The sequence below is a fragment of the Alteromonas australica genome (assembly GCF_000730385.1).
Taxonomy (GTDB): Bacteria; Pseudomonadota; Gammaproteobacteria; order Enterobacterales; family Alteromonadaceae; genus Alteromonas; species Alteromonas australica.
Genome location: NZ_CP008849.1, coordinates 3,826,514 through 3,838,742, shown reverse-complemented (window position 1 = coordinate 3,838,742; position 12,229 = coordinate 3,826,514). Strand labels below are relative to the sequence as shown.

Genomic DNA, 12,229 nt, shown 5'->3' with positions numbered 1-12,229 from the left:
CTTTACTCAAAACTGTGTTCCGCTGACGGGAATTCACCGTTTTGCACTTCTAAAATGTATTGTTGAACTGCTTTGCGCAAATCTCCGGTTTCACTCAAGTAGTTCTTTGAAAATTTAGGCATATAATTGGCGCTTATACCGAACATATCGTGCATAACTAGTATTTGACCGTCGGTATCTTTGCCCGCACCTATCCCGATAACCGGTATAGTGAGCGCTTCACTCACCGCTTTACCAAGTGACGAAGGTACGCATTCAAGCACCAATAATTGAATACCTGCTGCTTCTAGGGCTTTGGCTTCTTCAATAAGTTGTTGCGCTTTATCTGCATCTCTTCCTTGAACTTTGAAGCCGCCAAACACGTGAACAGACTGAGGCGTTAGCCCTAGGTGACCACACACAGGGACACCACGCAAATTTAACCCCTGAATGGTTTCGCATAACCAGCGTCCACCTTCCATTTTCACCATGCTTGCGCCTGCAGCCATTAGTTTTGCTGCGTTTGCATAGGTTTGCTCTGGTGTGGCGTATGACATAAATGGCATGTCAGCTAACACAAACGCCCGTTGCGTTCCCGCTCTAACGCTACGTGTATGATAGGCAATATCATCGATAGTTACAGGTAAGGTATCGTCTTCGCCTTGAAGTACCATGCCTAAGGAGTCACCAATCAACAACGCGTCAATACCTTGTTCGTCAAACATCTTAGCGAAGCTGGCGTCGTAAGCGGTCAAGGAGGTGATTTTTTCTCCGGCTTGCTTCTTCTTAAGCAAACCAGAAACGGTAACTTTTTTCATGGTAACCATCCGGATGTTGATATCGTGTGGCGAACTATACGGATTTTGCGGCTAATTGGAAGAGCGTAGGCGTTTTAGCCCATCAAGAGCGCAGTTAGCCACCCAATGAGAAATGGGTTTTCCATCTGGCATTATCATACTTGGTGCAATTTCAAACAAGGGAACCATCACAAACTCGCGTTCCGCCATGCCTATGTGTGGAATAGTGAGGTCGGCGGTTTTTATTTGTTGGCTACCGTAAAGTAATATGTCCAGATCAAGGGTTCTCGCTCCCCATCTTTCGCCTTTACGTTCTCGGCCAAAGTCGAGCTCCACCTGTTGGAGTTGTTTTAGCAGGCTATGGGGCTTAAGTGCCGTTTCGATTAAGCAAACGGCATTAATGTAATCCGGTTGATCTTGCGGCCCCATAGGCTTGCTACTATAAAGCGACGAGGTTTTTAATACCCGTGTATCTTCAATGGTGTGCAAGGCAGAGAAAGCGTCTGTGACGCGTTTAATAGGGTTTTCCAGGTTACTGCCGACGCCAAGGTATACATGCTCTTTATGCATCAGGAGGCCTCTTTGCTGGCCGACGTTTGCGTTTGCGTGGTCTAGGCCCGTTTTCGCTTTTACGTAGTGCGTTTAGCATGCCCTTTTGCTTCGTTGCATCAGCGTGTTGAAATTGAGTCCACCATTGGGCCAACTCCAACAATTCACCCCCTTCAATTTGACCACGCACTAATAAGAAGTCGTAGCCCGCTCGAAATTTAGGATGGGTAAGTAACTGAAAAGCTCGACGGCCAAATCGTTTGGGTAAGCGTTGCTGCAAAATCCAGATATCGCGCATCACCGTTGAGAAACGCTTCGGGATCATGATGCGCTGAGTTTGCTTGGCAATGACTTCACCTGACGCAATATTAAAAGCATCGTGAGCATTTAACCCAGACTCAGCTTGTAAAATTTGGCTCTTTTCTTCTAGTGGATACCACAGTAGCGCCGCATACAAGAAGGCAGGTGTCACTCGTTGATCATTGTTGATTCTATCGTCGGTGTTACGTAATACCTTAAGGATAAACTGCATTTCGCGACAGCTTTCGTCGGCTAAAAAGGGTTCAATTTGCGGAAACAATGGCGCAATCAGGCCGTATTCGCGCAGCATCAAGAAGGTCGCTTCCCCTTTTCCCGAAAGAAAGAGCTTAAGGGTCTCTTCAAACAAACGGGCCGGTGGAATATTCGTCAGTAAGCTTGCGAGTTTCTTTATAGGTGTCGCGGTATCCGGGTGAATGGACATAGACAGCTTAGCGGCGAACCTTACGGCACGGAGCATTCTCACCGGATCTTCACGGTATCTCACTTCGGGGTCGCCAATCAGCCTAACTTCGCGTTTTTCTATGGCCTCTAAGCCTCCGGCAAAGTCTTTTACTGTAAAGTCCGCCACACTGTAGTACATGGCATTGAAGGTAAAGTCGCGACGTTCAGCATCTTCTTCAATGGTGCCAAATACGTTGTCGCGAACCAGTTGTCCGTGGGCGTCTTGTTTGGCCGTAACCTTGGCTTTTGCCGCTTTACTATCGCCAGCCGCCTCATCGTTACTATCAGGCTCACTGTGATGGCCTCGGAAGGTGGCGACTTCAATGATTTCGCGGCCAAAAACAATGTGAGCTAGACGAAAACGTCGACCGATTAAACGACAATTTCTAAATAAGCCTTTAATTTGCTCGGGAGTCGCATTGGTGACCACATCGAAGTCTTTGGGCTCATGCCCCATCAAAATATCGCGTACACAACCGCCAACTAAGTAGGATTCAAAGCCCGCACCATTTAAGCGGTACATCACTTTTAACGCGTTAGGACTTACATCTTCGCGAGATATACCATGTTCTCCTCGCGTCATGGTGCGAGGGGTTAGTGCGGTGTCAGCAGTGTTTTCCTTGGTAAAGGCACGCTTAACAGAATTGAAAACACGATGAATGATGACGGAGTCTCCGAAGGTTATAAAGGTTGGCTATAATAAGTGGATTCGTTGCTATCGACAATAATTTCAGCAGTATTTGGTACTAATTTCCTATCCCAATGGCTAATTGCGGCAGAAATTAAAGATTCTGGGCTGGAATAATGCTGAGAATCTAACGGCATAACGTTGGCCAAACCTAAAAATTGCAGGCAGTGAAGCAAGTTTGTCATCACGTGTTTGTTATTTACTGGCTTCGCATGGTTTTGTTTGCTGAGCTTTCGTCCAGCAGCGACAGCAGCCACTGGCACGTGACAATAGGCTACCGGTGGGCAACCTAAGGCGGCATAAAGGGTTTTGTGAAGCGGGGTTACATCAAGTAAATCACGGCCACGTACAATATGGGTTACCCCTTGGTAAGCATCATCAAGGGCGACGACTAAGTGATAAGAAAACAAGCCATCACGGCGCTTGATAACACAGTCTTCTGGTTCACCCCCTGCGTCGACGTGCCCAATCATTCCATCGTCAAACGACATCAGTGGATTGTCCAGCTTCATTCGCACGGCGACGTGACCATCGTCTATTATGTTTTGTGTGCGGCATTCGCCATTATACCGCCCGCCCATGGCTTTTATTTGCTTACGGGTACACCGACAATAATACGCAGCACCTTGCTGTAAAAGTTGATTCACTTTCTCTTGGTATCTGGGGTGCTGCTGGCTTTGATAGAGAACATCTCCGTCCCACTGTAAATGATGACGTTCAAGCGTAGTGAGAATGGCAGCATCAGCACCTTTTACACACCTTGGTTCATCAATATCTTCCATACGTACTAACCAAGTACCTTTGTGATGTTTTGCATCAAGGTAACTGGCTAAGGCTGTGACTAAGGAACCGAAATGGAGTGAACCTGAAGGCGAGGGCGCGAAGCGACCAACATAAGCAGAATGATGACTGTGCGGGGATATAGCTGTGTGGGTCATAGGCACTTAACATTAGCTATTGGCGCAGTTATATAGCGCTAGTGGTAAGCGCAATAGCAACAAACTGCCAAACGAGTATTCGGTTGGCAGTTTGCTCATTACAAGTGAATTATCCTTGTAACTGCTTCTCTTTAATTTCCGCCATAGTCTTACAATCGATACATAAATCGGCTGTAGGGCGGGCTTCTAGACGACGAATACCAATTTCGATACCGCATTGGTCGCAAAAACCAAAATCGTCTTCTTCAATACGCTTAAGTGTTTTTTCAATCTTTTTAATGAGCTTACGTTCACGATCACGGGTACGTAATTCAAGACTGAACTCTTCTTCTTGCGCTGCACGATCGACGGGATCGGGGAAGTTAGCCGCTTCGTCTTTCATGTGGGTTACAGTGCGGTCAACTTCTTCACGAAGTTGGTTACGCCATGCTTTAAGTAGCAAACGGAAATGTTCCATTTGCGGTTCGCCCATATATTCTTCGTCAGCTTTTGCTTCGTAAGGCTGTAAACCTGCAAGGGCTAAAAGTCCCAGGGATTTTGTTTCTTTTCCTGTTGGCATATGCCACATCTCCTACACTACGACATCCATTTTGTCCCGAAAGAATCGCATATCTATAGCAGAATCGCGCATTTCAGGCAATGACTCGTGTCTATGTAATTAGTATGCTAATGGGAATTCGTGAATTCATTAACACAGTTACCAGTCAACGCAAATAGTCGCCCTTCTGGTAAAACAAGGCGCAAATATGAAGGCGAATTAAAAAAAATCAACCTCTTTTTTACAAGTTTAAAGGGAGTGGTTGATTTATATAAATTTTTTGTTCATCAATGAAACACGATAATGCCATGATGTTGACGCCAGCACGGGCGGCAATCTTTACGGCCTCGCCATAAAGGGGATCAATGTCTTGCGCAATTTGCACTGAGGTTACTCCGGTGTGTTGCACGCAAAAAATAAGCGTGGTGTGTATACCCTGTTGCGCAAGTGCAGCAAGAGAGTGGCAGTGCTTCGCTCCTCTCGCGGTAACTGCATCGGGGAAAAATCCCTGTTCGCCTCGAGCCAAGGTTAATGACTTCACTTCAATGTATTGGGTTTTATTATTCGCTATGCAGGCAAAATCAAAACGGCTATCAGCGCCAGGCGGTGTGACTTCCGCTTTTACGCTTTCTATGTGAGAAAAAGCGGGTATGGCCTTGTTATTTAGTGCTTCTGCCACCAGTTTATTAGCATTGTGCGTGTTAATGCCAATGAAGTCGCCATGAAAGGTTTGTGCTAGCTCCCAAGTGTATTTAAGTTTACGTTTTGGGTTGTTTGATTCACTTAAATAAACGGTGAAGCCTGGTTCAGCACAACCGGTCATGGCGCCGGTATTCGGGCAGTGTGCAGTGACAACTTCACCATTTTCTAAGGTCACGTCAGCTAAGAAACGCTTATAGCGTTTCACTAATGTGCCGCGAATTAAGGGTGTTGAATATTGCATGCTTTCAGCCTCCTAGCACGGGTGATGGTGCGGTTAAATTGAAGCAGCACCGAAACATAAATTGATAATGATATAAGGATAAACTTGCCATGGCAGATTTTACCGTTAGCTTGAGTGACGAAAAGGCTGGCGCGCCTTGGGGCGAAAATGCACGGCTTTCATTTACTGAAACCGGCGCGGTGATTCACCTAGCACAAGACAGCGACAGTGAGCGTGCGATTGCCCAAGCGGCCCGTAAGTTAGACGGTCTTAATTTACCGGCGGTTACTTTAACGGGTGATTGGCAAAAAGAACAGCAATGGGCGTTTGCGTTAAGCTTTACCCGTGCCCGTCATCCGGGTGCTATTACTTGGGCCGACAACGATGACCAAGCGCAATTGGCGCAAGAATATGCCGCACTTGTGTTTACCCGCCAATTGGTGAACGACACCCCAGAAGATTTAAGCCCCGAAACCTTGGCTCAGCGCGCTGCGCAATGGGTAAAAAGCTTAGGTCAAGACAAAGTTAGCTTCACGATGACCGTAGGCGAAGCATTAAAAGATGCAGGTTGGGTGGGTATTTACAATGTGGGGCGTGGCAGTGAACGACCACCAGCCATGTTAGAACTAGATTACAACCCCACTGGCAATGCTGACGCGCCCGTTGATGCCGTCCTCGTAGGAAAAGGCATAACCTTTGATAGCGGTGGCTACAGCATCAAATCGAGCGAAGGCATGCTCGACATGAAATGCGATATGGGCGGCGCAGCGACAGTGACAGGCGCATTGGGATTGGCCATTACCCAAGGTATTAATAAGCGTATCAAACTTATTTTATGCTGTGCGGAAAACCTGATTAGCGGCCACGCTTACAAGCTTGGTGATGTGCTCACCTATAAAAATGGGGTGACGGTAGAAGTGGTGAATACTGATGCCGAAGGTCGTTTAGTATTAGCTGATGGCTTAATGGCGGCAACGGAAACGGGCGCGCCACTGATTATCGATGCTGCTACCTTAACGGGGGCTGCAATGGTGGCACTAGGTTCTGACTATCATGCCGTATTTTCAAAAGACGACAGTGCTCGCGAGCAAATGCTGAATGCCGCTAAACTTGAAAATGAACGTTTTTGGCCGTTACCTTTAGAGGCGTTTCACGCCGATCGTTGTCCATCGGCATTTGCCGATACTGCGAATAGCCGTCCCATGAAAGGGGGCGGAGGCGGCGGCGCATCGAATGCGGCTGGATTCTTGTCTCGTTTTGTTAATCCACAAGGCAAGGGGTGGGTGCATTTAGATTTAGCTGCAGCTTATCATGGTGGAGCAACGGCAGAAATGCCTGTTGGGGCTACAGCAAAAGGCATCCGAGCTATTGCTCGTATGCTTCACGATTTCAAAGCCTAACTACACATGTTCCCCCTTTGCGTGTCACATTCCCGTGTGGCACGTATAGGGGGTAAATGCGTGAAAGAGGAAAATTAAATTCCGCCCAATCGCTCGGCTAATTGCTTGTAACGATCCACATCACCGCTGTCGAAAAGGGGGTTACCGTCGGTGTCTTTTTCTTTCGATACTAATAAGCTTTCACGCTCTAGCCTTTCCACACGAACTTCTTTCACACCCAGATAGGCAGCCACTTCTTTTACCGTCATTAAACTCATTCTGCTGATTCCACACGTTGTTGTATTTTATTGGGTTTCTTTCTAATTTTGGTTACACTCTACGCCAATCACCTTAACCGTACTCAGTGAATACATTCGTTTCACAGCGAAACAAGAGAACCGATTCGCTATTACACCAAAAGTAGTACAGATATGGCATTGTTCTTAAGGCGTAATCTTAAGGTGTATTCTTAGGACGTAATCTTTATAGTTAAGCCTAAATCTCATTTTTTTCGAGTGCTTTTTTGCCCATCACGTACAAATAGCACCATTTATTCTGCGTACACGCAGGAATCTATTGGAGAATAAACACCCATGGACACTTGGTCTGCCGCAGTCATGTTATTTTTGATCATGGACCCCCTGGGCAATCTACCGATATTCATGTCGGTACTAAAATCAATAGAACCCCGACGAAGACAAATGATATTGATAAGAGAGCTTGTGTTCGCGCTTGTCATTTTGTTTGTTTTTCTATTTAGCGGTCAGTCAGTGTTAAACTTCCTCAACGTGGGACAGGAAACGGTCAGCATTGCGGGTGGTATTATTCTCTTTCTTATCGCACTAAAAATGATATTTCCCTCCGCCGGTCACCAAAGTGGGCTGGCAGTAGGAGAAGAACCCTTCTTGGTTCCATTGGCCATTCCCATGATTGCGGGCCCCTCCACGTTGGCCGCGCTAATTTTGTTAGCAAATCAGAACCCAGACCGCATGACAGACTGGGCAATAGCCTTGGCCGCAGCTTGGTCGGTGAGTGCTATTATTTTGATGTTTTCAGGGGTGTTTCATAAACTACTAGGCGAAAAAGGCTTGGTGGCAATGGAACGATTAATGGGCATGATTTTGGTTATGATCGCAATCCAGATGTTGCTAGATGGTGCCACCCAATACTTTATGCATGCCACCGGAGCAAATTAAATGGCAAAGCAAAAACTCAATACATTCGCACGGGTTCGTGCGTTAGAAGGCTGGAAAGCCGTTGCATTTAGCGCTTCCCTTTTAGAGCGTATGATCCCTAACTACGCACTTTTTTGCGAAGTGTCAGAGTACGAAGAGCCAGCCAACCTACGAAGCTGCCTCGATTTAGTGTGGGAGGCCATAACTTCGCCTAAAAGTAAGTTTAATATTGGGGTGCAACTGGAGAAAGTGGAAGTCGGCACGCCAGACACGCAAGACTTTGATACCTACGGCGTATACCCAGCAATCGATGCCGCGATTGGTGTGGCTGCGGTACTTAATTTATTAGCCGGTGATGATCCACAAGGCGCCGTGGTAGTGAGCAAACTGTCACAGGGGAGTGTAGAAGCCTATTTACTTGCCAGTGAAGAAGCCGACGATGACACAGTGAAGTCTCACCCTTTAATGGAATTTGAAATTGCGGTTCAAGATGCCTTATTGGAATGCGTAGAGCAATCAAGCGCGCCAAAGGAAGCGGCTCAGCAATTAAAAGCCATTGCGTTAGAAGAGGGCATATCCAACATAGGGCTGGCGCTTTAACTGACTTCTATTAAAAAATAGCGCAGTGCACTGGTGTGTTTTTCCTTTGTTACCTGCCAATGGTCAGGTAACGAAAGAGGCGGTAAGGCGGCTTCGTGTTCCACATAGATGTGGCTGCCTTGTTGCACTAATGCCAATGCGTCGAGGGCGTTTAAAGTTGGCTCGACCAATCCCTTGTTAAATGGCGGGTCCACGAACACAATATCGTAGGGAAGCTTGTTTAGTTGAGGTAAAACGGCAAGGGCGTCACCTGCATGAACTGTCGTACTGCTCTCTTTTGGTACCGCAAGTGTACGAAGGTTATCAACTAATTGCTCCCTTGCTTGTTTATCAAGTTCAATAAAGTCACAACTTGTCGCGTAGCGTGAAAGCGCTTCTAAACCTAAACTGCCTGCGCCAGCAAACACATCTAAACAACGGGCATTCTGCGTATATTGCATTAGCCAGTTAAACAAGGTTTCTTTATTTCGGTCGGTGGTAGGGCGTAAACCTTCTGCATCAATCACAGGTAGCTTTCTACCTCGCCACTGACCGCCGATAATCCGAATATGACCTGATTTTCCGGCTTTATGCGTAGTATTTCTACGTTTTGTGTTTGATGATGCCCTAGCAGGGCGAGAAACTCGCTTCATGGTAGCTGACAATGGTATCATTGGTTCATACAATAGCCGGCCAGTGTAGCCGAATTTGCGCAGAATTTATAAGGATTTGTCCTCACTATGTCGAAACTTTTTGGCTGGTTCAGCAAGAACAAAAAAACAGATAAACAAAAAACTACTGAAAACGAAACAGAGCATGCCACGCTTTCTGAGACGAATACAGACACTAGTAACGAAACAAGTACGGAGCCGCAAGGTTCATCTGACATGCCTAACGTCACTGTCGGTGAAGATACTCAAGAGGCAACACAACAGCCTGTTGAAGAAAATGTCACACCATTAGAAGTTCCAGGCAGTGACGCTGAAGATGATGTGCTAACAACGCAATCACCTATTACACCGTCAGAAACTGAAAACTTGATGTCCGATCAAGCGCCAGAGGCGACTAGAGACGAAGGTGTGCCCGTAGAGGCTGATGCCATTGTAGATACGCCTACCGCAAAAGACGATGTCAGTGTCGATACTGCCAGTGTCAGTGAGGCTGTGTCTGCCACGGAAAGGGTCGTTGATACAGCGCAAACCGAGGAAGCTGTTGCCAGCTTAAAACAGGAAAGCGCCACACCAATAGCGCAAGAGAAAAAGGAAAAGAAATCACTTTTCTCTCGTTTAAAAGATAGCTTATCGAGAACAAAGGCTAATTTAGGCAGCGGGTTTGTTAGCTTATTCAAGGGAAAAACCATAGATGATGAGCTATACGAAGATTTAGAGACGCAATTGCTTGTCGCCGATGTGGGGATGGATACCACCCAAAAAATTATTACCCATTTAACAGACAGTGCATCTCGAAAAGATTTGAAAGATGCCGAAGCCTTGCTCGATATTTTAAAACAGCAGATGTCAGATATGCTAACCAAGGTAAATCAACCCTTACCAGACGTTATGCAAAGCCACGACGCGCAAGATGGGCCTTTTGTTATTTTGATGGTAGGCGTTAATGGCGTAGGTAAAACCACCACCATAGGTAAGTTAGCTAAGCAATTTGAGCAGCAAGGTAAAAAGGTAATGTTAGCGGCGGGTGATACCTTCCGTGCGGCGGCCGTTGAGCAACTACAAGTGTGGGGCGAACGTAACAATATACCGGTTATCGCACAACACACAGGTGCAGACAGTGCATCAGTGTTGTATGACGCTTTAGAAGCCGCTAAGTCTCGTAAATGTGATGTACTTATTGCAGATACTGCGGGTCGCTTACAGAACAAAAATAACCTTATGGAAGAGCTGAAAAAAGTGGTTAGGGTGATGAAAAAACTTAACCCAAATGCCCCCCACGAGGTCATGCTGACGCTAGATGCCGGCACAGGGCAAAATGCAGTAAGCCAAGCGAAGCTCTTTAATGAAGCCGTAGGGCTAACAGGCATTACCTTAACTAAGTTGGATGGAACGGCAAAGGGTGGGGTCATCTTCTCTATTGCTGATCAATTTGGTATACCTATTCGATACATAGGAGTCGGCGAGGGCATAGACGACCTCCGCCAATTTGATGGCCAAGAATTCATAGATGCGCTGTTTAGTGAAATAGAGAGTGGCGACGTCGCAAAATAAATTTCACTGGCATTTTGTAGGGAACATTCATGATTAAGTTTGAGCAGGTAAGCAAAACCTACCCAGGCGGCCAACGTGCACTGAGTAAGGTTAACTTTCATATTGCCCCAGGGGAAATGGCGTTTTTAACCGGCCATTCTGGAGCGGGGAAAAGTACGTTGCTTAAGCTCATCAGCATTATGGAGCGCCCTACCGTAGGGCGCGTTTTAATTAACGGCCACGACCTTAACGCAATCAAACGTCGAGATGTTGCCTATATAAGACGCGATATAGGCATGATATTTCAAAGTCATCAGCTGCTTATGGATAAGTCGGTGTTTGACAACGTGGCATTACCGTTAGTGATTGAAGGCTACACCCACAAAGAAATCAGTAAGCGCGTAGACGCCGCGTTAGAAATGGTTGGCTTAAGGGATAAAAGCCGAAGCCTGCCTATTATGCTATCTGGTGGTGAACAACAGCGGGTGGGCATTGCCCGTGCAGTGGTGAACAAACCGCCTTTGCTTCTTGCCGATGAGCCTACCGGCAACTTAGATCCAAAACTGTCTATGGAAATTATCCGCTTATTTGAAGATTTCAATCAAGCGGGGGTTTCTGTATTCATTGCCACCCATGATTTGGGGCTAATAGCACGTATGAAATACCGTACATTGACATTGAAAAATGGGCAAATGATCACTGACGGCCTCAACGACAGTTTGGATGAAGGTTGGCAATCATGAGTATTCTTTTTTCAAATCGAAAAGCGGGGGCGTCTCGTGTCAAAATTGGGGTTATTCAATCTTTGGTGATGTTTTTTGTTAGCCATGTTAGGCAAGCATTGTCTAGTCTTGGTGAGCTATGGCGTCAACCGGTAGCCTCGTTAATGACTATTGGTGTGCTGGGGTTAAGTATAACCTTGCCTAGTACGCTTTATATCATGGTAAAAAATACAGAAAAGATTACTGCGGGGTGGGAGCAAGCTTCTGAAATTTCGCTCTTTTTGAAATCGTCTACGTCGTCAACCAGTGCTCAGCAGTTGGTTGCACGATTAAACACCTGGCCCGAAATTGACGCGGTAGTCTACATACCCGCGGATGACGCACTGAAGGAATTCCAGCATTTGTCTGGCTTAGGTGATGCCATTGCGTACTTAGAATCTAACCCCTTACCTGATGTGGTGTTAGTTACCCCAACTGATAAGCACGCTGGGCCTACTGCTGCAAAAGCACTACTGAATAAGTTAACGCAACAGCGAGAAGTGGATATCGGAAAGCTAGATATTGAGTGGTTAGAGCGCCTTTACGCGCTAGTGGACATTGCCAGTGATTTAGTCACCCTTATCGGTCTGCTTCTGTTTGTGGCTGTGGTGCTGATTATTGGCAATACTATTCGCCTCAATATACTTAATAAGCACGATGAAATTGTGGTGATGAAACTGGTGGGTGCCACAGACGCATTTATTCATCGTCCGTTTCTGTATACCGGGTTTTGGTATGGTTTGCTAGGTGGCTTAATGGCGTGGTTCGCTGTGATTATTATTCTGTGGTGGATGGACAGTAGCATTCAAACATTTGCCGCTATGTATCAAAAAGAGTTTAATATTACAGGGCTTACAGGCACGGCACTACTGACTATGCTTGGCTTGTCTGTGGCGCTTGGCTTATTAGGTTCACGTATATCAGTGCAGCGCCACGTGAGGCAGATCGAACCAAGGTAGGC

Annotated in this window: 14 protein-coding genes; 6 read left to right on the top strand and 8 right to left on the bottom strand. The window is 46.4% G+C overall.

Annotated features, from left to right (window positions below):
- Positions 1-2: 2 nt before the first annotated feature.
- The 6 genes from panB to sfsA form a co-directional block, all read right to left on the bottom strand.
- The gene (gene panB, locus EP13_RS16715; protein WP_044058277.1) at positions 3-797 is read right to left on the bottom strand and encodes a 3-methyl-2-oxobutanoate hydroxymethyltransferase; all 795 of its coding nucleotides are present in this window, start codon (positions 795-797) and stop codon (positions 3-5) included.
- A 51-nt stretch (positions 798-848) separates the two neighbouring features.
- A complete protein-coding gene (gene folK / locus EP13_RS16710) occupies positions 849-1,346 on the bottom strand; it encodes a 2-amino-4-hydroxy-6-hydroxymethyldihydropteridine diphosphokinase (protein ID WP_044058276.1) in 498 nt (165 codons plus the stop codon).
- A complete protein-coding gene (gene pcnB / locus EP13_RS16705; protein ID WP_044058275.1) occupies positions 1,339-2,670 on the bottom strand; it encodes a polynucleotide adenylyltransferase PcnB in 1,332 nt (443 codons plus the stop codon). The genes folK and pcnB overlap by 8 nt, the downstream gene beginning before the upstream one ends.
- 98 nt (positions 2,671-2,768) lie before the next feature.
- A complete protein-coding gene (gluQRS, locus tag EP13_RS16700) occupies positions 2,769-3,713 on the bottom strand; it encodes a tRNA glutamyl-Q(34) synthetase GluQRS (protein ID WP_044058274.1) in 945 nt (314 codons plus the stop codon).
- A gap of 109 nt (positions 3,714-3,822) precedes the next feature.
- Positions 3,823-4,272, bottom strand: coding sequence for an RNA polymerase-binding protein DksA (gene dksA / locus EP13_RS16695; RefSeq protein ID WP_044058273.1), 450 nt, complete (start codon positions 4,270-4,272; stop codon positions 3,823-3,825).
- A gap of 220 nt (positions 4,273-4,492) precedes the next feature.
- A complete protein-coding gene (gene sfsA / locus EP13_RS16690) occupies positions 4,493-5,194 on the bottom strand; it encodes a DNA/RNA nuclease SfsA (protein ID WP_044058272.1) in 702 nt (233 codons plus the stop codon).
- Positions 5,195-5,283: 89 nt separating this feature from the next.
- Here sfsA and pepB point away from each other — a divergent pair, with 89 nt between their 5' ends.
- A complete protein-coding gene (gene pepB / locus EP13_RS16685) occupies positions 5,284-6,573 on the top strand; it encodes an aminopeptidase PepB (protein WP_044058271.1) in 1,290 nt (429 codons plus the stop codon).
- Positions 6,574-6,647: 74 nt separating this feature from the next.
- Here pepB and EP13_RS16680 read toward each other — a convergent pair whose 3' ends face one another.
- Positions 6,648-6,830 carry a hypothetical protein gene (locus tag EP13_RS16680; protein ID WP_044058270.1) on the bottom strand — a complete coding sequence of 61 codons (183 nt, stop codon included), beginning with the start codon at positions 6,828-6,830 and terminating at the stop codon, positions 6,648-6,650.
- Positions 6,831-7,145: 315 nt separating this feature from the next.
- Here EP13_RS16680 and EP13_RS16675 point away from each other — a divergent pair, with 315 nt between their 5' ends.
- Together EP13_RS16675 and EP13_RS16670 are read left to right on the top strand one after the other, a co-directional pair.
- Positions 7,146-7,748 (top strand): YhgN family NAAT transporter, encoded by a 603-nt coding sequence (locus tag EP13_RS16675; protein ID WP_044058269.1) that lies wholly within the window; start codon positions 7,146-7,148, stop codon positions 7,746-7,748.
- Complete coding sequence (locus EP13_RS16670; RefSeq protein ID WP_044058268.1) at positions 7,749-8,327, top strand: YjaG family protein; 579 nt, start codon at positions 7,749-7,751, stop codon at positions 8,325-8,327. It begins immediately after the preceding gene.
- On the opposite strand, the gene rsmD is transcribed toward EP13_RS16670, so the two are convergent.
- Positions 8,324-8,980, bottom strand: coding sequence for a 16S rRNA (guanine(966)-N(2))-methyltransferase RsmD (rsmD, locus tag EP13_RS16665; RefSeq protein WP_044058267.1), 657 nt, complete (start codon positions 8,978-8,980; stop codon positions 8,324-8,326). The two genes, EP13_RS16670 and rsmD, sit on opposite strands and share 4 nt — an antisense overlap.
- Positions 8,981-9,046: 66 nt before the next feature.
- Here rsmD and ftsY point away from each other — a divergent pair, with 66 nt between their 5' ends.
- The 3 genes from ftsY to ftsX are packed head-to-tail and all read left to right on the top strand — an operon-like array spanning position 9,047 to position 12,227.
- Positions 9,047-10,528, top strand: coding sequence for a signal recognition particle-docking protein FtsY (gene ftsY, locus EP13_RS16660; RefSeq protein ID WP_044058266.1), 1,482 nt, complete (start codon positions 9,047-9,049; stop codon positions 10,526-10,528).
- A 29-nt stretch (positions 10,529-10,557) separates the two neighbouring features.
- Positions 10,558-11,250: a cell division ATP-binding protein FtsE gene (ftsE, locus tag EP13_RS16655; RefSeq protein WP_044058265.1), complete on the top strand. Its 693-nt coding sequence runs from the start codon at positions 10,558-10,560 to the stop codon at positions 11,248-11,250.
- The gene (ftsX, locus tag EP13_RS16650) at positions 11,247-12,227 is read left to right on the top strand and encodes a permease-like cell division protein FtsX (protein WP_044058264.1); all 981 of its coding nucleotides are present in this window, start codon (positions 11,247-11,249) and stop codon (positions 12,225-12,227) included. The genes ftsE and ftsX overlap by 4 nt, the downstream gene beginning before the upstream one ends.
- Positions 12,228-12,229 lie beyond the last annotated feature (2 nt).

Coding starts and splice junctions, on each gene's coding strand:
- EP13_RS16670 (WP_044058268.1), top strand. CDS start 7,749: ATGGCAAAGCAAAAACTCAATACATTCGCACGGGTTCGTGCGTTAGAA.
- panB (WP_044058277.1), bottom strand. CDS start 797: ATGAAAAAAGTTACCGTTTCTGGTTTGCTTAAGAAGAAGCAAGCCGGA.
- rsmD (WP_044058267.1), bottom strand. CDS start 8,980: ATGATACCATTGTCAGCTACCATGAAGCGAGTTTCTCGCCCTGCTAGG.
- folK (WP_044058276.1), bottom strand. CDS start 1,346: ATGCATAAAGAGCATGTATACCTTGGCGTCGGCAGTAACCTGGAAAAC.
- sfsA (WP_044058272.1), bottom strand. CDS start 5,194: ATGCAATATTCAACACCCTTAATTCGCGGCACATTAGTGAAACGCTAT.
- ftsX (WP_044058264.1), top strand. CDS start 11,247: ATGAGTATTCTTTTTTCAAATCGAAAAGCGGGGGCGTCTCGTGTCAAA.
- dksA (WP_044058273.1), bottom strand. CDS start 4,272: ATGCCAACAGGAAAAGAAACAAAATCCCTGGGACTTTTAGCCCTTGCA.
- ftsE (WP_044058265.1), top strand. CDS start 10,558: ATGATTAAGTTTGAGCAGGTAAGCAAAACCTACCCAGGCGGCCAACGT.
- EP13_RS16675 (WP_044058269.1), top strand. CDS start 7,146: ATGGACACTTGGTCTGCCGCAGTCATGTTATTTTTGATCATGGACCCC.
- ftsY (WP_044058266.1), top strand. CDS start 9,047: ATGTCGAAACTTTTTGGCTGGTTCAGCAAGAACAAAAAAACAGATAAA.
- EP13_RS16680 (WP_044058270.1), bottom strand. CDS start 6,830: ATGAGTTTAATGACGGTAAAAGAAGTGGCTGCCTATCTGGGTGTGAAA.
- pepB (WP_044058271.1), top strand. CDS start 5,284: ATGGCAGATTTTACCGTTAGCTTGAGTGACGAAAAGGCTGGCGCGCCT.
- gluQRS (WP_044058274.1), bottom strand. CDS start 3,713: ATGACCCACACAGCTATATCCCCGCACAGTCATCATTCTGCTTATGTT.
- pcnB (WP_044058275.1), bottom strand. CDS start 2,670: ATGACGCGAGGAGAACATGGTATATCTCGCGAAGATGTAAGTCCTAAC.